Raw genomic sequence first — 19,168 nt, 5'->3', positions numbered from 1 at the left:
ACCGGGCGGCGAAGGCCCGGCCGCCGGGCCGCCAGAGGAAGCGAGAGGAAGCGAGTCACGTGACCACGTCTTTGGATGACGAACTGCGCATCGTGTGCTGGAACCTGGAGACGAACGGCCTGCCCAAGAAGGGCGGCGCCGACCGGCGGCCCGTCGCGCTCACGGTCTTGGCCGGACTGCGGCCGCACATCGTCCTGCGGCAGGAGCTCACCGGGGCTCACGAGAACGGCGCCCGGACGCTGTATGAGGAGGCCAGTCACCTGGGGCTCGTCCCGTTCATGACCCCGCCGACTTCGGACTGGCCCCATCCGGCCGGGGTGCTGTTCGACCCGGGTGTCTTCGAGACCGTCGCGTACTACGAACACGCCGGCACGGTGTGGCCCTTGATGTGCAACCCCGTCCTGCGGCTGAGGGGAACCGACCGCCCCATCCCCGTTTCGGTGGCCAGTGTCCACTTCAGTACGGCGGACCCGCTCAGGCGGGCCGGCGAGGCCCGGCGGCTGATCGTGCTGGCCGAGCAGCAAGCGGCGTTGTTCGGCGGCGACTTCAACAGCTATCCGTGCCGCGATCCGTTTCCGTTGCCCGAGTGGGACACCATCGCTGACGCGGGCCACCGCGAGCGCCGCAGCAGCATCGACCACGACGGCCGGCGAGTGGCCGACACCGGACCCGATGACCTCCTCACCCGGCAGGGCCTGTTCACCGAGCTCGGGCAGTACGCGGCCGTCGAGCTGGATCAGCCGCGGGCACTGACGCCCACCGCCAGCTTGTGGCGCGCCGACCAGGGTGCCCCGCAGCGGATCGACCGGATGTACGCGACCTCGAACGTCGCTGCGGCGCTGACCCGGCTGGACGTCATCGACACGGACGAGGTCCGCGCCGCGTCCGACCACGCCCTGCTGCTGGCCACCTTCAGCCTCACGGGGCTGCGCAAGGCCCTGACCCTCGCGGTGTGAAACCCCCGCCCGACAGGCCCCATCAACCCACAGACTGAGGAGTCCCGGTGAAGCCGTTCACCTTCCAGTACGGCGGTCAGCCCTGGCCCGAAGGGCTCAGCGCGCTTCAGGTCTACGCCCTGGTCGATCCGGCACGGGACGCGGGGCTGGCCTCGCTGATACACGGCTGCCGGTCCGCAGGCGCATCCTTCCCGGTCACTCCCGTCGATGACCGTTGGCTGCACATCACCCTGGAACAGATCACGGATCAGCCCGCATCGGACTACAGCCCCGCCGAACTCGATGAACTGGCCGACTCCCTCCGCAGCCACCTGGCCGACATCCCGCCGCTGAGTCTCGTGGCCGGCTCCCCGATCGCCAACCGGGCGGGCGTCCTCCTCGACCTGTCACCGGACGACGAGGTCGACACCCTGCACTACCGCGTACGTGAGGCCGTCCACAACGTCCGCGGCGCGGACGCCACCAACTACCGCGTGCTCCCCGCCCATCTGACGCTCGCCTACGCGCACGAGGAGGCCGACTCCGACCTGCTGCAAAGCCGCCTGCGGCGCGTGCGCCCCAGCCACGCGCCGCTGACGATCAGCGCCGTGCACCTTGTCGCCGTCCAGCCCGACCACCGCACCAAGCAGATCCTGTGGCTCCCGCTCGCCGAGATCCCGCTGGCGGAACCCTCCTGACGCGGGGCATGCGGCGGTATACACCACAGCCTTACCCACCTGTCCACTTTCGGAAAGGAGCCTTCTGATGATCAGCGCGGGCATGTCCGTCACGACCGGCGAGCTGCCGGGGGCCAGCAGCCGTCCCACGGAAGACCGGATCTTCCAGACACCCGGGGCCGTCATCGTGCTCGACGGGGTCTCCACCGTCGCCGACCAAACGCCACGCGGCGGCTGGTACGCCCAGCTCCTGGGCGAACGGCTGGCCGCCGAGTTCACCCTCTCCCCGGGGGCCGACCTGCGCGAGGCCCTGGAAGTCGCCATCGCGACCGTGGCGGATCAGCACGGTCTGGTGCCGGGCGCCTCCCCCGCCGCGACCGTGTCGATCGTGCGCCGGCATGGTGACCGTGTGGACGCGCTCGTCCTGGCGGACAGCCCGGTCATCGCCGTCACGACCAACGGCATGGTGTCGGCACTGCGTGATGACCGCCTGGCACGGCTGGTCACCGGCCTGCCCGAATACGCGCAGTACCGGGCACGGCTGCGGGCCGGCGGCGGGTTCGACGCCCCGCAGCACCGCGAGCTGCTGCTGCGGCTGCGCGAGCACCAGCTGCGGCACGTCAACCGCGACGTTCCGGGCGCCTACTGGGTCGCCGAGGCCGTTCCCGAAGCCGCACGGCAGGCCGTGGTCCGGTCCTGGCCGGCGGCGGACCTGGAAGACGTCCTGGTGATGACCGACGGGGTGAGCGCGGCCGTCGAGGAGTACGGACTGCTGTCCTGGGCCGAACTGGCCCAGCAGTGCCGCACCCGCGGCCCCGAACAGGTCGTGCGGATGGTGCACGACGCCGAGCTCAGCGACCCCAAGGGCCTGCGATGGCCCCGCTACAAGCTGTCCGACGACAAGGCCATCGCCGCCCTGGCCGTCAGGAGCGTGGTGTGAGCGGCAACGGATGCTCCCACCCCGACGACGCGGCCAGCCGGCCCGCGCCCAGCACATTCCGGGCCCCAGCCGCGTACGCGGCCTCGCGCGCGGCGATCTGGCTCGCCGCGAACGCACTGTTCACCGACGCGCACGGCCGAGCCCTCATAGTGGATCCGGATTACCGCACCACCAGCCTGCTGCCCGGCGGCGCGGTCGAGGCCGGCGAGTCGCCATCGGCCGCAGCGGCTCGCGAGGTCCGCGAGGAGATCGGCCTCGAGCTGGAGTTCCGACGCTGCCTGGCGATCGACTGGAATCCTCCCCGCGCCTCGGAGCACGATCCGGCGGTGCGCATCCCCGCCCAGATCGTACAGGTGATGGACGGCGGCACCCTCTCCGAGGACCAGATCCGCTCGATCCGGCCCGACCACGAGATCACCCGCACCCACTGGGCCGAACCGGCCGCCCTGGCCCGTCACATGGGAGGACGCAGCGCCCGCCGTACCCTCGCGGCACTGCGCGCACGCATCAACGGAGCCGGCGCCGCCATCCTGGAAGACGGCTACCCGACGGCGCCCACCCTGCTGGACCGACTGGAGGCGCTGAGCCGGCCACGCACTCCCGAGCGGTGGACCTGGCACCCCGTGCCCGTCCCGGCCGGCGTGCCGATCACGCAGTGCCGGGGCTGGCTGTTCGCCCCCGACGGGCGCGTCGTGGCCTTGATGGACCGGGAAACCGGAGCGCTGTCCCTGCCCGGCGGCCCGCTGGAGCACGAGGACCACGGGGACCCAGCGGCCACACTGATCCGCCAGGCCCTCGCCCAGGCCCGGATCACCGTGCTCGACCCGGTCTTCCCGCCCTACCTCGGCCACCTGGACACCACAGCCCACGGCGCCGCGCGCGAGGCACACGTGCGGATGGCAGCGGTGATCGCCAGCCACGCCCCCGTGCCCGCAGCCTCACCCGGCACGAGCCCCGGCACCGCGGTCCTGGCCACCCCCGAGCAAGTGGCCGAACTCGTCGACTGGGGCCCCGACGCAGCCCGGCAGCTCGACGCCGTCCACCGCGCCCGCGCCGACCTGAACCTTCCCCGGGCCGCACGCCGGCCGATCACCGAACTGGCCCTCGACGGCACCCCTCCCTGACCGGACCGCGGCCGCCGACCCTGGGGTGCGGGCGAGCCCGCGCCCTCCTGATTCCCTTCCGCGCACAGCTGGAGACACGAATGCGCATAGCGAACCTGAACGCCTACAAGCTCAGCCCCGACGCCCGCGGCAGCGCCGCGTGGCGCGCCAGGATCACGACGATCCAGGAGATCAGCCCGGACATCCTCGCACTGCAGGAACTGCTCGTCGATGAACGCACCACCCCCAGGAAGCTGTGGGAGGACCGCGCCGCGAGGGTCGTCCAGGACCTCGCCGAGGAGTGCGGCCTGACGGCCGCCACCGGTGCCACCAGCGGGCAGCCGCACGGCGTCGCCATGGCGGCGAACTGGCACCGGCCCTGGTGGACGGCGATCATGTGGAACCCCAGCACCGTCGACCTCGTCGCCGACAGCTACCGCCCCTACGGAGCACCGGACTTCTGGCACGGCTGCGCGACCGGCCGTTTCGACGTCGGGGCCCGAGAGCCGCTGCTCATCGCCAGCTACCACGGTGACCCGTTCCGCCCGAACGCCCGCGCCGACGAGGCGCTCCGGCTCAAGGGCATCTTCCGCCAGACCGGCGGAGTCAAGCCCGGCTTCTGCGTCGGCGACTTCAACTCCATCTCCGCCGCCGAAGTCGACGACGGCCACGGCGGGCGCCGGTACTACGACGACGAGCCCTACCTCGACCAGCACCACGACGACCTCGAATTCCAGGTACCGGCCGCCTCGATCGGCGGAAGGCAACGGGCGGACCGGGCCCCGACCCACGCTCTGCTGCGCCGCGGCTACATGGCCGACGCCGCCGCCCACCTCAACGCGCCCTGGCAGCCCACGGTCGGCCACTGGGACGACGGACAGGGAGACCCCGACCCCTGGGGACCGCGCCGCATCGACCTCATCCTCGCCACCCGGCCCGTCGCGCCCGCGCTCACCCGCTACACCACCCACCGCAGCGCCGCCGCGCAGGAGGCGTCCGATCACCTCCCGGTCGTCGCCGAGTTCACCCCCCAGGCCATCTGCCGAGAGGCGAACAGCTGATGCGGAAGTTCATGAACCCCGGACGGCTGTGGGGCCGCGAAGGCGGACCGGCCGAGGACTGGGTCCGCCCGCACGTCCTGTGGCTGCCACAGGGCGACCCGCAGGTCCTCGACTACTTCGGCCGCGTGCGGGAGATCGTCTCCCGCTACCCGGACGTGATCACCCCGATCACCGACGACGACCTCCACATGACCATCCAGTCCGTCAACCAGCTCAACGCGACCGGCGCGCGGGTCGACGAAGAGCAGATGGCGACCGCGGCCGCCGCCCTGCGCAGCGAACTCGCCGGCATGGAGCCCTTCGACATCGAGATCGGGCCCGCCAGGGCCTCCGGCTCCGCCGGGATCGTCGAGATCTGGCCGGAGACCGGCCCGGCGGAGCTCTACCGCCGGGTGCGCACGGGCCTGACCGACGCAGGCATGAGCCTCCCTCCCGAACAGCGCGACTTCTGGTGCCACATGTCCTGCGGATACGGTTTCCAGGACACGGACACCCCCGAGCTCGCGGCCCGCTCCGACAAGCTCGCCCCGAACTCGGCAGAGGCATCCGGCCGGGGATCCGCACCTCGGCCACCGTCTCCTCGGTATGGCTCGTCTGGGAGCGCCAGGATCCCGCGCGCAACGCCTACACCTTCCGGCGCGTACACGAAGTCCCCCTGGGGCGACAGCCGTAGCCCCCACGCCGTCGGCACCCCCGCCCCGGGGTGAATCCCCGCGGTTCACCACCCCGCCACAGCCCGCCGACCGCATCGTGACACAGCCGCCTCCGTGCCGCACAGGGCACGGACGGCTGACCCGCGCCGCCGTGACCAGCCCCTTCCCCGCTCCGACCACTGACGAAAGAGAGTGCGTTCGATGGACGAAGTCCTCCCCGGCCCGACAGCCGCTCCAGAGGGAATGCCGCGGATGCCGGATGCCGAGTACGCGCGATCCCGGCACGCGGCGTGGCTGAGCGCCGCGGCGCTGTTCACCGACAGCCTCGGCCGGGTCCTGCTGGTCAAGCCGACCTACCACAGCGACGGCCGCTGGCTGCTGCCGGGCGGCGCCGCCGAGCCGGGCGAGAGCCCGCACGAGGCGTGCCACCGGGAGGTGCGTGAGGAACTGCGCCTGGACCGCGGGCCGGGCGCGCTCCTCGCGGTCTGCTGGCTCGGGCCGGGCCACCCGGCCATCCCGGCGGGAATGGTGCCCTTCTTCCCGGGCGAGAGCCGCCACGTCTTCGACGCCGGTGTGCTGACCGAGCAGGACATCGACGCCATCCAGCTCCCGAAGGACGAGCTGTCCGAGTACGCCTTCGTGGACTCCGCCACGGCCGCCTCCCGGCTGCTGCCGGCCGACGCCCGGCTCATGCTGGCGGCGCTGCGAGCCCGGCTGGGCGGCAGCGGCACCGCGTATCTGGCCGAGAGCCGCCACCACGGAACGCTGCCGGCGCTCGAGCGCCACGGCGTGCACACCCGGCCCCGGACGATGCGGCCCTGGCACCCGGGGCGGGTCCCGGCCGACCTGCCGGTGCCCCACGCCTGGGGCTGGCTGTTCGTGCCCGATGGCCGTGTGGTGCTCGTCGTCGATCCGGACGAGCCGCTGGCGATGCTGCCGGGCGGCAGGATCGAGGCCACGGACACCTCGCCCGAGGCCGCGTTGGAACGGGAGGCATACGAAGAGGCGGCACTGCGCATCGGCGCACCGACCGGGCTGGGCTGGGTCTACGACGAGACGGGAGAGATCTACGGGGGGATCGGCCCGTGCGCCCGGCTCCGGCTGGCCGCCCCGGTGACCGAGATCGGCCCGGCCGCGGTCGATCCGGCGACCGGCCGGACCTTCGCCCGGCTCCTGGCCAGCCCGGACCAGGCCGCCGCCCTGCTCGGCTGGGGCGACCAGGGCTTCCAGCAGGCTGCCCTCGCCGCCGGCACCGCCGCCCAATACTGGGGCATCCCCACCCCGGCGCCCGGCCCCATCACCGAACTGCCCGCCGCCGGAGGTCCGGTGTGACGCTGATGGAACACCAGGCCCCACCACCGGGAAGGTCACCCTCTACAACTGAACCACCGCGGACCGGGTCCTCATGGCACGGCCCACCCGTCAGACTGCTGGCCGAACCATCAGGCACATCGAGGAGGACAAGCATGGACGCGAACAGGGAAGACGCCATGTCCGGGATCGACACCACCGTGCCCCACTCGGCACGAATATGGAACTACTGGCTCGGCGGCAAGGAGAACTATTCCGCCGACCGGGAGGTCGGCGACATCATCAGCGGGCAGAATCCCGGGATCATCACCATCGCCCGCGAGCAGCGGTACTTCCTGGCCCGCGCCGTGCGCTTCCTGACCCGTGAGGTGGGCATCCGGCAGTTCCTCGACATCGGCACGGGTCTCCCGGCAGTCGACAACACCCACGAGCTCGCCCAGCGGGAGGCACCGGAATCCCGCGTCGTCTACGTCGACAACGACCCGCTTGTCCTCGCGCACGCCCGGGCCCTGCTGGCTTCCGCCCCCCAGGGCGCCACCGACTACATCGACGCGGACATCCACCACCCGGACACCATCCTGACCGAGGCCTCGAAGACTCTGGACTTCACCCGCCCGATCGCGCTGATGCTGCTGGGCATCACGGCCCACATCACCGACGACACCGCTTACACCATCGTGGACCGCCTGATGAACGCACTCCCGTCCGGCAGCTACCTGGTGCTGTGCGACGACACCGAGGTCATCAACCCTGAGGCCATGCGCGCGATGATCCACCAGTGGAACTCCTCCAGCGACAACCCGCGGATCAACCGAAGCCCGCAGCAACTCCACCGCTTCTTCGAGGGGCTGGACCTGCTGGACCCCGGCCTGGTATCCATCACCCGCTGGCGCCCCGAACTGTCGCCTCTCACGAACGAATCCGTCGAGATCGACGACTTCGGAGGCGTCGCGCGAATGCCGTGACGACGGCCGCTGGGGGACCGACGCGGAATATCCCGGTCACCGCAGGCCATCGACACCGGTCCGCCGGGAGCTTGGAGGCGTAGAGAGCGGGCGAACCCGGTATGCGCTGACGCCATGAACCGCTCTCGCCCATCGACTGGGCCCGGCCCCCTCACCCCTGCCAGACCTCTGGCCGCATCGGCTGACGGAGGAAACCGATGACCGAACCGTCCGACCGACCGCTCGTTCCGCTAGTCTCCCAACGCGGACCAGCTGCTTGGGGAGGGGATCAGAGTGCCGGGAGCCTTTGACCAGGACAGGGGCGCGATGATCTCCTTCGCCGTGGCCGCGACCGATGCCTGCGGGGCCTGCCGATGAGCTCTCCTACGCCCGCCGCCTTGCAAGTGTTCGACGACGTGTGGACGGCGTGCACCGCGTGGGCGACCGACCTCGTGCGCTGGCACCGCGAACACCACCCCGAAGACTGGACCGACACTCCCGCGGAGCGCGAGCCGCTGGTCCGAGCGATGGTGGCCGCGGCCCTGGGTGACGTGGCCCATGCCGAGGGCCACGATGCACCCGACGGGGCGTGTCTCTACCGAGTCCCGCTGACTCCGGTCCTCGACCGCCTCGCGGAGGAGCTCCCGGGCCCACAGCAGGAGATGCTGGACCGGGCCGCCTCGATGGCCGCCGCCCCCGACAGCACACTGGAGGAGCTGCAGGCCATGCAGAACGGCGCTGACGCGATCCTCGTGCGATGGCAGATCGCTGGGCTCGCGCGGGACATCGCGGCCCGGCACCTTGACAGAGCGCTCGGAGCCTTGCTGCCGGCCGAGGGAGCCCCTGCGGAGTTGCTGAAGTACATCCTGAATCAGCACACCACCGGTGCGGTCCAGCCCCGACTCGGTGACCGCGTCACTGCCCTGCTCCCCGCGGACCAAGCCAGGACCCTCCTGGCTGTCTGGCGGGTCGCCGACCGTCCGGCTCGGCACGCACGGGATGACGGAACGAGCGAAGGGACACGTAGCTGATGGCCGCCAGAGCATTTCGATGCCTCGGGGCGGACGTGGCCGCGACCCATACGTCCCGGACCGACGATGGCTGAGGCTGCCGAGCGCGACCACCGGCAGCGGACCGGCTGGGGCAGGGTATGCCTGACCGTCACCGGATCCCTTCAGCGCCCTGCTTATGATCCGTTCGCCGGTGAGGAGTGGCAGCGGACAGTGGCCTGCCCGGAATGCGGCACCTCGACAGGACTGACCCTGGAAGCGCTGGATGACGTGACGGTCGCCATCTGTCCCCCTGCCGACGCCTGCGGGCGAGCGTGGCTCGCCGACGACGTCTTCTCGGCATCCCAGATCCGGCAGATGCATCACCTCAAACTCCACGGCGAGACGATGACCACACCGGACCGGCACCGGGTGGCGGTCATTCTGGTGCCGGACATGGACGGAGACAGCAGGGCACTTCAGGACGACCCCACTCCGGATCCCGAGATCGACGACCCCTACACCTGGTGGGCCATCAACTCCAGCGCCGTCGTTCGTCAGCACACCCCGCCCCTGGTCGTCGCGATGGGCTGGGCCCGCGGCCTGCTGGCGTGGAGCCTGCCGCACGACGGAGAGATCTACGAGCACCTGTATCCGCCGGCCGGTGGATCCGCCCTGGACGCCCACATGACCCAGGTGGTCCTCGCGCTGGCGCTCCACGAGGCCGCCTGGCAGGAGGAACAGCACGACTTCGGGAAGCTGTCGCTCGAAGCGGCCATGGCCGAGTTGGAGGGCGACCGAGCAGCACGGCTGCGCGGTGTCCGCCCGCTCGGGTTGGGGAACGACGGAGGGCGGCTACGGCTGTCCGACATCACGCGTCTGGAGGCCGCCAGCAACCAGCACTGGCAGCTCTGGTGCCGCCTCGCCGGCGAAGTCCTCGCCGGCCACTCCCAGCAGGAGCGCCTGTCCCGCGTCAAGGACGAACGAGGCAGCACGTTCCCGCCCACGAAACGCACCGCCACCCACCCGGTCCTACTGGCCCGCCGCAGCAGCAGCCTGCCCGGCGCGGATCTGGACTTCACCTGGTACCAGGACCACCACCTGCCCTCGTGAGAACCAAGAGGTGGCGAGGCACGCGACAGAAGCCGTAGTCCTGCGGGCCCAAGTCATGCAGGCCGCCGCCGGTGGCCGGAAACCGGAAGCGCAACCGATCGCCGCGCAGCCAGAATGCGCCAGTGTTCTTCGATCACGCGCCGCCTGGCGGTACTACAGGCGTGCACGGGGCATCGGCGCCGGGCTGATTCCGAGTTGGGCGGCACAAGAGAGTGCGCTCGCCAACCAGACCGGGCCAGCCGTCAACTGCCGCCCGCGGTAGGAAGGTGGAAGTACAGTCGGCCCTCCCGTTCCTCCACGAGCTGTCCGCCGTTGTTCTCGATCACTCTCCGGCTGGCCACGTTGGTGACGCGCGGCGTCACCAGGGCCGGATCAATGCCAAGCCGGGTGGCATGGGGCAGCGCCGCGGCCAGCATCGGCGTCGCGAGGCCCCGTCCGCGAGCGGAAGGGCGCACGTCGTAGCCGATATGCCCCGCCTCGGCCAGCGGTCCGGCCAGCCAGTGCCAGATCGAGACCCGACCCAGATACTCAGCTCCCTCGACCCACCACAACAGCGTCATCGGCGCCATCCACGGCTCAACCTTCCGGCGGGGGTCGTCCCGGAGCCGGGCGACGTAGTCCGCGAAGGCTTTCGGCTCACCCACATCGAGATCGTCGAAGTCCGGGTAACCGCCCTCGCGTTGATACTCCTCGATCGCCCGGAGATACGACCGGCACACATTCACCACGGGCACAGTCAGCTGCGGCACAGCAGGCAACCGTAGCGAAACATGCACAGCGGCGGCACCCGGTTTCTCGGGGTGAATCTTCGGGGTTCAGCGCCTTGCCGCAGCCCGCCAGCAGTGGGCCGTCAACTCCAGTGCCGTCATTCGTCGGCACGCCCCGCCCCTGGGCGCCGCGTACATCGCCTTACGGTGAACGGAAGAACCGAACACATGTTTGAGGCTGCTCATGACTTTGCCACGCCCCGTCGCCCGCCTTCTCGCACTCGCCGGAGCCCTACTCCTTGCCTTGACGGTCCCGGTGCTGGCCGCCCACGGCTCGCCCTCGCACAGCCGCACCCCAGTCGACGTCTTCGCCGCCGTGCCGTACCCGGGCCATCCGGAAGGCATCGCGGTTGAGCGTGACGGCACCGTCTACGTCGGCACGCATCAGGCCATAGACGGCGGACCCCACAGCCCGTCACGCGTCTTCGCCTATGACCGGCATGGTCGACTCAAGCACACCTACGTCATCCGAGGCCAAGCCCCGCAGGGCCAAGGTCTGGTCGGCATGGCCCTGGACGGTGAAGGGCTGCTCTATCTGCTGGACCGGAACCCCGCACGCGTCGTAACGCTCGACCCGCGCACCGGCCGCCAGCGCAGCTACGCCACCTTCGCCGACGTACCCCCTTGCGCCGCTGGTCGACCAGTGACCAACTGCTCAGCGACCTCCGGGGATCGTCCGGCGTTCGCTGACGACCTGGCGTTCGCCCCGAACGGAACGCTGTACGTGACGGACATCGAGCAGGGGCTGATCTGGCGGATACCGCCCGGCGGTGGCGCAGCGGAGGTGTGGTTCACCGACCCTCGGTTGGAATCGGTCTTTGGCCCGAACGGCATCCGGTTCGTCGACCACGGTCGCACGCTGATGTTCGCTCAGTCCTTGCACAACGTCAGCGATCCGGAGGACATCTTCGAGGGCACTGGCCGTATCTACACACTGCCTATCCAGCCGGACGGGGGCCCCGGCCGGCTCGGGCTGTTCTGGGAGGGTGACGAGCCAGGAGAAGGAATCGACGGGTTCGCTATCGGCCGGTCTGGCCGGGTGTATGCCGCCCTTGCCCTCCCCAACCACAACTCCCTGCTGGTACTGGACAAGCACGGTCGTGAGATCGAACGGATCAGTACGGACGAGAGCGCCAGCCATCCGTCGTGCCAGCCCGCGGATATCCCGTTCGACGCCCCAGCCAGCGTAGCGTTCACCCCCGGCCACTCGATCTTGGTCACGAACCAGGCCTACTTCGGCGGCCCACCAGAGAACCAGGTTGTGCTGCGCGCACAGGTCGGTGAGCCAGCACTTCCGCTCTTCCGCCCCTGAGCCTGAGCCTGAGCCTGAGCCTGAGCCTGAGCCTGAGCCTGAGCGGCCAACGCCCCCGGAGGCCTTAGGTGACGCCTCGGCGAACATGTTACGAAACCGCCGCTGCTGCGTGCCTCCGGGTGGGCCGCGCCCACACCGATGTCTATCGATGGGGACGCCGTTGTGCAGTTCCGCCGTCCGCCCCTCGCGGCGGGCGGCCACCGCCACCTGAACCCGGCGGGCCAGCAGCTCGATCAGCCCTTCGCCCACCCGTGCCAGCTCGACGAACTCCAACCCGCCCAGATCATCAAGCAGACGGCAGCTGGATGCCCGCGATGTCCTGCGGCGCCAGCAGCCTGCCGTCGTAGACGTGCGCGATGCCCTCACTACGTCCCGGCCGGGCCCGACCAGTCCACGGCCAGCAGCTGTCCCAGCAGGCGGACGACGCCGAGTTCCTCCTTCGCTTACCGGCCCGCGCCCTCGCAAGGGCTCTCGTTCTCCTCCACCGCGCCGCCTGGAATCTCCCACGGCGTCTTGTACATCAGGTCGACCAGGGCGAAGCCGCACGACAGGGCGCGCCGGCGGGCGGGAGTGGGAGGGGCTGGTCCGCCCACGACGGCGAAGCGCTCCGCAGCGCGCGGGTGAGGGCCCAGGATTACCTAAACTCCGCCTGCTCCACGTCCCACCTGTGATAAGCAGCAGAGTATGGAAGGTAACGGGCTGATCGCGCCCCTCAGCCAGGTCGCCACGGGGGACTGGCGCGAGCTGGACCGTGTGTGCACGGACGTGGCCCATCTGTTGCTGGACGCCGGGAAGGAACCGCCCTTCGACGTCAGGTCGGCGGACTTCGCCGCTGACCCGTATCTACTCTGCGCCGACCGGTACTGGCGAGTGCGGCTCCTTCGTCAGCCCTCCGTCCGCACCGCCGCGGCGTGCGCCGCCTGGCTCGACAGACACCTGCGCGAAGCAGAGGACGGTACCGGGCACGCACACCGGGCGCAGGTGGAGCAGTCCTGGGCGCTGGGCTACGCCGTCATCACCCGCGACAGCGTGGAATCCGCAGCCGAGATCGCCGAGGCCCGCCTTGAGCTCGGTGGCTCGGCCGACGTCGCCTCCTTCGCCGCCCTGTATCACGCCGGGAAACTCCGCGCGGGCCTCCGTTTCGACGACCTGCACCACTTCCTCGAGTCCTCGCCGCTCGTGCTGGCGGCCGGCCCGCGCCGCGCCGAGCCGGTCTTCACCGCACTGCGGGCGTTCGCGGCCTTCGGCAGCCGCAGCCTCACCGTGGAGTACGCCACCGATCTGCTCAATCACGCCTGGTACTCCGGTCCGCGCTCCATGCCGACGACCGATGTGTGCCTGCACGCACTCGCTGCCGCCGTGCCGTTCGACGGCCAGGCCGAGCTTCTGCGTGACCGTGCCCGCGAGGCGGCCACCCAGTGGCCCGAGAACCACCTCTTCGTCTTCCGGCTCGCTTCCGGGCTGTCCCTGTGCGGCGAGCACGACGCGGCCCTGGAGGCGATGGATCTGGCTCTCGCGCTCCTGCCCGCACAGCGCGAACCCAGGAACCTCCGCGAGATCCACGAGCAGCACCTCGCCAAACGCGAAGCGATCCAGGAAGCCCGCCAGCTCGCCAAGCAGCGGGCTGGTGTTGAACGGCAGTGGATAGAGCGGGCGCGTTCCTACCGCCGGGCCCGAGCGAGACTGAGGCTGGCGACGACACCACTCATCTGCACGGCCATTGTCGCTGCTGCGGCCATGGCGCTGATCACCCACCTGCTTCTCCCGCAGGCATCCGGTGGTGATGCTCTGCCGGTCAGCGAGCGGATGGGCCTGATCCTCGGCCAGGGAGCAGCCTTGCTCGGTTTCTCCGGGGCGCTCCTGGTGGGTTCCTGGCTGCTGCTGCGCTACCGCGGGCGCGCGCCGGGCAGTGCTGACCACGCGGAACCGCCAGATGGAAGGGCTCTGGGCTCCGGGCCGGAGCAGACGGCGTGAGGAGCGGGGAAGGAATGCCGGCGTGGCTGCTGTGAAAGGCTGACACCCGTAACCCACTCCGTACCGACAGCAAGCTCTGTGTGACCGGGGGATGTTGAGATGAGCCAGAGGGGGCCTGCAATGGCAGCTCACGAGCATGGGGCGGTGCCACTGCCTGGTGGTCCCACCACCACCGATGGGCACGCGGTCAACGAACCGCTGCTCGGCGCCCTGGCAGCGGCGGCGATCAGGGACTGCACGGAATGCGTGGACCGGTTCCTGGACGAGATCGCCGATGCCCCGGCCAGTGTGGCGCGCCTGGTGGAAGTCGCCCGCCTGGCCGCGCTGCGGCTCCACCGCGGCGAGCTCCCCGGGTTCTTCACGGATGATGACGACCGGTCCGGTCCGGCCATGCCGGAGCTCAAGCACCTGGTGCGGGCCGCTACCGCGGCCGAACCCCTGACCGCGGTGTGCGAGCAGCTGACGACCGCGCAGCGGAGGGCGGCGGCCCGGGATGCCATCGAGATGCTCGTCGGCCAGCTGAAGGTGGCCAACACGTTCGGGCGCGATGAATCACAAACGCTGGCCGAGCTGTGCTGCGCGATCAGCGCGCTCCTGGTGGAGTGGTGCTTCGCGGCCGCGCCGATGGACGGGCGGCACTTCTCCGAGACCTGGCGGAAGTGGTCGTCCGGACGACAGCGGGAAGCCAGACTGCCGGGCAACGGAATCCCCGCCCTGGCGCTGCTGCTCGGTGCCGTGCTCCACCACCAGGCCCGCCAGGACGACGTCCCTGCGGAACAGCTCCAAGATCTCGTCTTCGCCCGCGCACTGCCTCTACTCCAAGAGCCGCCCGAGGTCGGCGACATCCTGAAGGCGTTCGCGGCACCCCCGGAGAACGACAGCATCACCGGTCCCGTCAAACGCCTCGCCCGCAGCGAGCCGCAATTCCTCTCCGACCTGTGCTCCTACGCCCGGCACACGATCATGCTCCACGTCGAGAACTGTCCCCACGGCCTGCGCGAGACCGACCACGCGTGCACGCTCGCCCACCGGATCCCAGCCCTGACCGACAGCACACGAGCCCCCGTCGCCGCACCCACCACAGCCGAGGGGCGGCGCGTGGCCCTGCCCCGCATCGGCATCCGCGAGGAGGAGCCCGTCGAGGGCGCCCCGGCGGGGTTCCCCGCCGACCACATCTGGCAGATCAACGTCGACCGGATCGTGTGGGAGCGGTACGACGCCGACATCGATCGCTTCAACGACGCCATCGCCGAGGACTCCACGATCTCCCATCCGGACTACGAGCACACGACGGGGCTGGAGGCGTTGGCCTGTCCGGCCTGCGGCAGCCACGGCCCGTTCCTTGTCGAAGGGCGCTGGGGCGATCCCCTTACCCTGCACTGCGGCTGCGGCGTCACGGTGATGTCGCCGACCGACAGCCGGCCCGACGACCTGGGACGGCGAGTGCTCAAGCGCCTCATCCTCTGCGAGGCTGACCCCGCCTACGCCGCCCGCCACCTCATCCCCCAACTCGCCAAGTACCAGGAAGACAACCACCGGTCGCGAGCCAACAGCTGGTACCGGGGACCGGACGACGAGGACGTCGCACTGGCCGAGGCCATCGACCCCGCCGCCGAAGACCTGACGCAGGCCCTCACGGCGGCACTTCAGCCACGGCTGCCCGACCGCCACGGCGGACGCGCGCTCACCCTTCTCCTCCTCAAAGCCCAGGACGCCCTGTCCACGCCAGCCGTCCACGACAGCGACGACGGCCGGCGACTGGCCGATACCGTGCGCTCCCTCCTGGACGACCTGAAGGAGGAAAGCGACAGGTGGGCGCCCTCCCGCGAGCCGGTCGGCGCCCGTCTGAGGACCTGGCAGCAAGAAGGCGGCCCACACCTGTGGCAGGCGGCCTGGGGCCGCACCCTGAAGGTAGCCAGCCGTTACGAGGACTACCGCGTCGGAGACGGCCGCCTCTCGGACGGCTGCGCCGCCCTGACACTCGCCCTGTACATCCTTGCCCACGAAGCCAACACCAGCGTCGACCAGATCGAGAAGAACGAAGTACTCACCCTCTGGTCTCCGCACAATGCCGACAACCCCGCCGAAGAACCAGCGGAAGTCCCGCAACGCTGGGGCGCACGGCTCCAGGCACTCGGCCACGACCTCAAGGCCCCCGACGACCCCGTAGCCCGGCTGTGGCGCCACCTGCGCACCGAACACACAGCCAGCGTGCTCGGCGACCGCCGAGAACCCGCCCTGACGCTCGGCCTCGAACACCTCCTCGGCCCGCACTCGCTGAACCGCATCCCCCTGTGAACACCCCGACCACCCGCACGGCGAGCACACGATCATCCCAGCAGGCAGCCCGGAATCCGCAGAGCCTGTTGCCACCGCTCAGTGCTCATCACCCCAAATCTCGGCGAGCCCTTCGAGCTGGCGCCGATCCTGTTCCCCGAGGAGCACATCCCCGATCGTGATGCCACGCTCCCAGTACGGGCCATCGGCGCAAGCGGCCGGGTGGCGCGGGCCGGTGTGCCGCGCCCGAGTGCTTGCCGCGATGGCATCCACGACGGTCAAGGCAGCCGTACGGACGCGATCCCACAGCAGTCGGTCGTCCGGATGGGAAGCGAGCGCGTTCTTCAACAACAGCACGCGGGACGGACGCCCTTGGTTTTCGAGATCAGGACTGAGGACGAGCGCGTTGTACGGCGATCGTCGCAACGTGCCACTGACGCCCTCCTCCTGGGGAGCCGCGATCGGCACGAACACGGCGTCGGTGAAGGACAGCTCCAGCCGACGGACGCGCTCGTGCAATGCCGCCGCGATCAGAAGCGACACCAGGGGGCGATCCACGCCAGCGAACAGGGCGGTGTCCTCCTCGGAGAGCCGGTCTTGGCGGGACTGCTCCAGCGCATCCACATGGAGGTTGATCAGCAAGTCCGCCCATACCAGACAGCACTCCCAGATCGTCTGGGGAGGCGTCTCCGCTGTGGAGAGCTCAGGGGGTGTCATGGGCAATCCCTCTCGTATCCAGGACGCGGACAGCGAACGACCACGGGCTGGTCCAGCCTACGAAGCCGACGGCAGCGGCAGACGTGGAACTGAAGGATCCACAGCCAAGGCGGGTACCGGCCAGCGACGAACCGGCGGCAGTGGCTGGGTTGGGCATGCGGCGCGTTTCCCATGCGTCAGCGACTGGCAGAATCCGGCGGTCGGGCTCCGACTTTGTGCCACCCAGGTCAGTGGCGCGTGCTGTCATTCCCCGTGGGATGTTGCTGTCGTTGTCCACCACCGGAAGGGGGATCGCCATGGCGCAGCGCGTCGGCGGCCAGGCTCGGGAGCAGGCCCGATGGCGCCGATACTCGAAGGGGCGGCCTGCAGTCTTGATGGCCGCCAGCTCAAGCCAGGACCCGCCACAGACCGGCACTCGCTCTACCAGTTCAGCCACCTTCACATCCCATAGCCACCGTGTTCGCTCAGACCGCCAGGCTGAAGTGAAGCAACGTGGGACCGTTGACCGGGTCCGCCACGTCCGAATGCTGGCGTGGCGGGCGGTGTACCGGGGCTCGGGATGGTGCCTGGTCGCGCTCACCGGGTGCCTCTTCGCCCTACTCGCGGGGCGGTGGACGGGCTGGTGGCCCTCGCCGTATGGGACGGTGGTCGACGTTGCCGGCGTGCCGGTGCTCCTCACGTTCGCCGTGTGGGCCCGGCGGCACGTCGACCGCGACGAGTGGGATGCCGCCCGTGCGGGCCAACCGCGGGCCGAGATGTCACTCGACGACCTCGACGACTTGGATCACGCGGAGTTCGAGTTCGCCATACGGGACCTGCTACGACGCGACGGCCTCACGGCAGAGCGCGTCGGCGGAGCCAACGACGACGTGTGCGACGTCCGTGCCGTTGATCTCGACAGCCGGATCTGGGCTGTGCAGTGCAAACACCGCCGAGACGGAACGAAGGGCGAGGCGATCGATGTCCGGGTCGTCCGGGAACTGAAGGGCACGGCCAGCGAGGTGCACAAGGCCACGTTCGCGATGGTAGTGACCAACGGCAGGTTCACCAGAAATGCCGTCCTTTCGGCCAAGAGGCTCGGTGTCCACCTGGTCGGCCGGGACGTGCTCACCCAGTGGGCCTCCGGTCGATCGCTCTGGGAGCTGTTGGAACGCGTCCCCACACCCCTGCGTCACCCAGCGGACGGGCGCCGCGCGGCTGCGCAGGTGGGCCCCCTAGCAGCCACCTCAATACCAGGTCTCCCCGGTGACCGCGGCGACTATGATCGTCGCGGCTAGCTAGGCTCATGGGGCGTTCAACCTCATTGAATTCGGCGTGCTCATCGTCGGTGAGCTGCTCGCCCTCCCACTCCCTGACCGCCTCCCGCCAGACCCAGTCCCGGGCCTCGTCGGCCGAGAGCCCGCTGAGCCGGGTGTACTCCTCGAGCCCGGAAGCATCCAGAACCGGCGGCGCGTACTGCCACGCGTGCAGAATGCGGTCCGCGTACGGCAACACCCCGCGCGAGGCCGGCTCCTGAGCCGACCGCCAGCCCCTACGGGGTGCCGTCGATACCGGAGTCGGAGCCGTTGAGATTGCCCACCTTGCGCCGGTAGCGGCCCTGAGCGGCCTGTTCGGACTCGACGCCGAGCGCGGCGGCGATCTTCTTGAACGTCAGCAGGGGCTTGCCGGTGCGGGTGCTGGTCGAGCGGGCCACGAGCAGCAAGGCACCCTCCAGGCCCTCCAGGTCGGCGCGGGCGACCTGGAGCAGCGCGAGCGCGGCGGCGATGTCCTCCGCGCGGTCCTCGGGCACCTCCGTGACGTCGGCGGTCTCCCGCCAGCGCGGGTCAGACGCCAGCAGGCGGCGGAACTGGTGGGCGTGGACCGTGTGCAGCAGCACGGGCACCGATGCCTCCGGCGTACGGTCCCGAACCCCAGGGAGGGCGTCGGCGTAGTCCTCGGAGAGTCGGGCGAGCAGCCCGGCCTGGTCCTCGTCCATCACGTACGGGACCGGCCGGGGCGGACGAAGCGGCTTGTCGGTGTTCGTCATGCTCCTTACCTTCCCGACACAGCACCACGCTGACAACACCGTGCTGTCAGCGCAGCGTTGTGTTCCGGGGGCGCACAGGCGCACGGCCCCGGGCCGGGGCCCCACTTCTCGGAGCTGACGCTGTAGGAGTAAGTGATCTCCGCGGCCTGGCTGGGGTAGAGAGGGAAGCGGGCCCGTGGGTTGGCGAACTCCAGCCAGACCTCCTTGAAGGCATCGCGGTCGTGCTTGACCGTCCAGGTCATCGGTTCGGTGCCACAGTGCGCGGCGAGGTCCAGTTCGTCCCAGGTCAACGGGTGGGCGCGGTACAGGGCGTTGCTGCGCTCGGGCTCGCCGGGGTAGCAGTCGACGGCGATGCGGAACACGGTTCCT

17 protein-coding genes and 1 pseudogene are annotated in these 19,168 nt (G+C 70.3%); 14 read left to right on the top strand and 4 right to left on the bottom strand.

Annotated elements, in window-relative coordinates; all coding sequences use genetic code 11:
- Nucleotides 1-59 precede the first annotated feature (59 nt).
- From STBA_RS19550 to STBA_RS19505, 10 genes are all read left to right on the top strand, one after another.
- Nucleotides 60-956: an endonuclease/exonuclease/phosphatase family protein gene (locus STBA_RS19550; RefSeq protein WP_253194844.1), complete on the top strand. Its 897-nt coding sequence runs from the start codon at nt 60-62 to the stop codon at nt 954-956.
- Nucleotides 957-1,003: 47 nt separating this feature from the next.
- Complete coding sequence (locus STBA_RS19545) at nt 1,004-1,633, top strand: 2'-5' RNA ligase family protein (RefSeq protein ID WP_077060488.1); 630 nt, start codon at nt 1,004-1,006, stop codon at nt 1,631-1,633.
- A 67-nt stretch (nt 1,634-1,700) separates the two neighbouring features.
- Nucleotides 1,701-2,552 (top strand): protein phosphatase 2C domain-containing protein, encoded by an 852-nt coding sequence (locus tag STBA_RS19540; protein WP_253194842.1) that lies wholly within the window; start codon nt 1,701-1,703, stop codon nt 2,550-2,552.
- On the top strand, nt 2,549-3,676 hold the full coding sequence (locus STBA_RS19535; RefSeq protein ID WP_253194840.1) for an NUDIX hydrolase: 1,128 nt from the start codon (nt 2,549-2,551) through the stop codon (nt 3,674-3,676). Before STBA_RS19540 ends, STBA_RS19535 begins: the two co-directional genes overlap by 4 nt.
- A gap of 80 nt (nt 3,677-3,756) precedes the next feature.
- Nucleotides 3,757-4,716: an endonuclease/exonuclease/phosphatase family protein gene (locus tag STBA_RS19530; RefSeq protein ID WP_077060487.1), complete on the top strand. Its 960-nt coding sequence runs from the start codon at nt 3,757-3,759 to the stop codon at nt 4,714-4,716.
- Nucleotides 4,716-5,423 (top strand): hypothetical protein, encoded by a 708-nt coding sequence (locus STBA_RS19525; RefSeq protein WP_253194838.1) that lies wholly within the window; start codon nt 4,716-4,718, stop codon nt 5,421-5,423. Before STBA_RS19530 ends, STBA_RS19525 begins: the two co-directional genes overlap by 1 nt.
- Nucleotides 5,424-5,621: 198 nt before the next feature.
- On the top strand, nt 5,622-6,701 hold the full coding sequence (locus STBA_RS19520; protein ID WP_077060486.1) for an NUDIX hydrolase: 1,080 nt from the start codon (nt 5,622-5,624) through the stop codon (nt 6,699-6,701).
- Between the two features lie 134 nt (nt 6,702-6,835).
- Entirely contained in the window at nt 6,836-7,645 is an 810-nt protein-coding gene (locus STBA_RS19515) for an SAM-dependent methyltransferase (protein WP_077060485.1), read from the top strand.
- Nucleotides 7,646-7,998: 353 nt separating this feature from the next.
- A complete protein-coding gene (locus STBA_RS19510) occupies nt 7,999-8,655 on the top strand; it encodes a hypothetical protein (protein ID WP_143659530.1) in 657 nt (218 codons plus the stop codon).
- A 66-nt stretch (nt 8,656-8,721) separates the two neighbouring features.
- Nucleotides 8,722-9,726: a hypothetical protein gene (locus STBA_RS19505; RefSeq protein ID WP_143659529.1), complete on the top strand. Its 1,005-nt coding sequence runs from the start codon at nt 8,722-8,724 to the stop codon at nt 9,724-9,726.
- A gap of 242 nt (nt 9,727-9,968) precedes the next feature.
- Here STBA_RS19505 and STBA_RS19500 read toward each other — a convergent pair whose 3' ends face one another.
- Nucleotides 9,969-10,475 carry a GNAT family N-acetyltransferase gene (locus tag STBA_RS19500; RefSeq protein WP_077060482.1) on the bottom strand — a complete coding sequence of 169 codons (507 nt, stop codon included), beginning with the start codon at nt 10,473-10,475 and terminating at the stop codon, nt 9,969-9,971.
- A gap of 262 nt (nt 10,476-10,737) precedes the next feature.
- On the opposite strand from STBA_RS19500, the gene STBA_RS36630 reads away from it, so the two are divergent.
- From STBA_RS36630 to STBA_RS19485, 3 genes are all read left to right on the top strand, one after another.
- Nucleotides 10,738-11,805, top strand: a complete 1,068-nt coding sequence (locus STBA_RS36630; protein ID WP_171987736.1) for an SMP-30/gluconolactonase/LRE family protein — start codon at nt 10,738-10,740, stop codon at nt 11,803-11,805.
- A 684-nt stretch (nt 11,806-12,489) separates the two neighbouring features.
- Nucleotides 12,490-13,779, top strand: coding sequence for a hypothetical protein (locus STBA_RS19490; RefSeq protein ID WP_077060480.1), 1,290 nt, complete (start codon nt 12,490-12,492; stop codon nt 13,777-13,779).
- A gap of 144 nt (nt 13,780-13,923) precedes the next feature.
- Entirely contained in the window at nt 13,924-16,077 is a 2,154-nt protein-coding gene (locus STBA_RS19485) for a hypothetical protein (protein WP_077060479.1), read from the top strand.
- Between the two features lie 78 nt (nt 16,078-16,155).
- On the opposite strand, the gene STBA_RS19480 is transcribed toward STBA_RS19485, so the two are convergent.
- Nucleotides 16,156-16,773 carry a hypothetical protein gene (locus STBA_RS19480; RefSeq protein ID WP_077060478.1) on the bottom strand — a complete coding sequence of 206 codons (618 nt, stop codon included), beginning with the start codon at nt 16,771-16,773 and terminating at the stop codon, nt 16,156-16,158.
- A gap of 644 nt (nt 16,774-17,417) precedes the next feature.
- Here STBA_RS19480 and STBA_RS37860 point away from each other — a divergent pair.
- Nucleotides 17,418-18,050: a restriction endonuclease gene (locus STBA_RS37860; protein WP_171987735.1), complete on the top strand. Its 633-nt coding sequence runs from the start codon at nt 17,418-17,420 to the stop codon at nt 18,048-18,050.
- Between the two features lie 254 nt (nt 18,051-18,304).
- On the opposite strand, the gene STBA_RS19470 is transcribed toward STBA_RS37860, so the two are convergent.
- Nucleotides 18,305-18,799, bottom strand: coding sequence for a hypothetical protein (locus tag STBA_RS19470; protein WP_077060476.1), 495 nt, complete (start codon nt 18,797-18,799; stop codon nt 18,305-18,307).
- Nucleotides 18,800-18,804: 5 nt separating this feature from the next.
- Nucleotides 18,805-19,168, bottom strand: a pseudogene (locus STBA_RS19465) (hypothetical protein); the annotation flags it as partial.

Source organism: Streptomyces sp. MP131-18, from assembly GCF_001984575.1.
Classification (GTDB): Bacteria; Actinomycetota; Actinomycetes; order Streptomycetales; family Streptomycetaceae; genus Streptomyces; species Streptomyces johnsoniae.
This window is presented reverse-complemented; position numbering and strand designations above follow the sequence as displayed.

Coding starts and splice junctions, on each gene's coding strand:
- STBA_RS19515 (WP_077060485.1), top strand. CDS start 6,836: ATGGACGCGAACAGGGAAGACGCCATGTCCGGGATCGACACCACCGTG.
- STBA_RS19540 (WP_253194842.1), top strand. CDS start 1,701: ATGATCAGCGCGGGCATGTCCGTCACGACCGGCGAGCTGCCGGGGGCC.
- STBA_RS19505 (WP_143659529.1), top strand. CDS start 8,722: ATGGCTGAGGCTGCCGAGCGCGACCACCGGCAGCGGACCGGCTGGGGC.
- STBA_RS19480 (WP_077060478.1), bottom strand. CDS start 16,773: ATGACACCCCCTGAGCTCTCCACAGCGGAGACGCCTCCCCAGACGATC.
- STBA_RS19530 (WP_077060487.1), top strand. CDS start 3,757: ATGCGCATAGCGAACCTGAACGCCTACAAGCTCAGCCCCGACGCCCGC.
- STBA_RS19510 (WP_143659530.1), top strand. CDS start 7,999: ATGAGCTCTCCTACGCCCGCCGCCTTGCAAGTGTTCGACGACGTGTGG.
- STBA_RS19520 (WP_077060486.1), top strand. CDS start 5,622: ATGCCGGATGCCGAGTACGCGCGATCCCGGCACGCGGCGTGGCTGAGC.
- STBA_RS19525 (WP_253194838.1), top strand. CDS start 4,716: ATGCGGAAGTTCATGAACCCCGGACGGCTGTGGGGCCGCGAAGGCGGA.
- STBA_RS19490 (WP_077060480.1), top strand. CDS start 12,490: ATGGAAGGTAACGGGCTGATCGCGCCCCTCAGCCAGGTCGCCACGGGG.
- STBA_RS19470 (WP_077060476.1), bottom strand. CDS start 18,799: ATGACGAACACCGACAAGCCGCTTCGTCCGCCCCGGCCGGTCCCGTAC.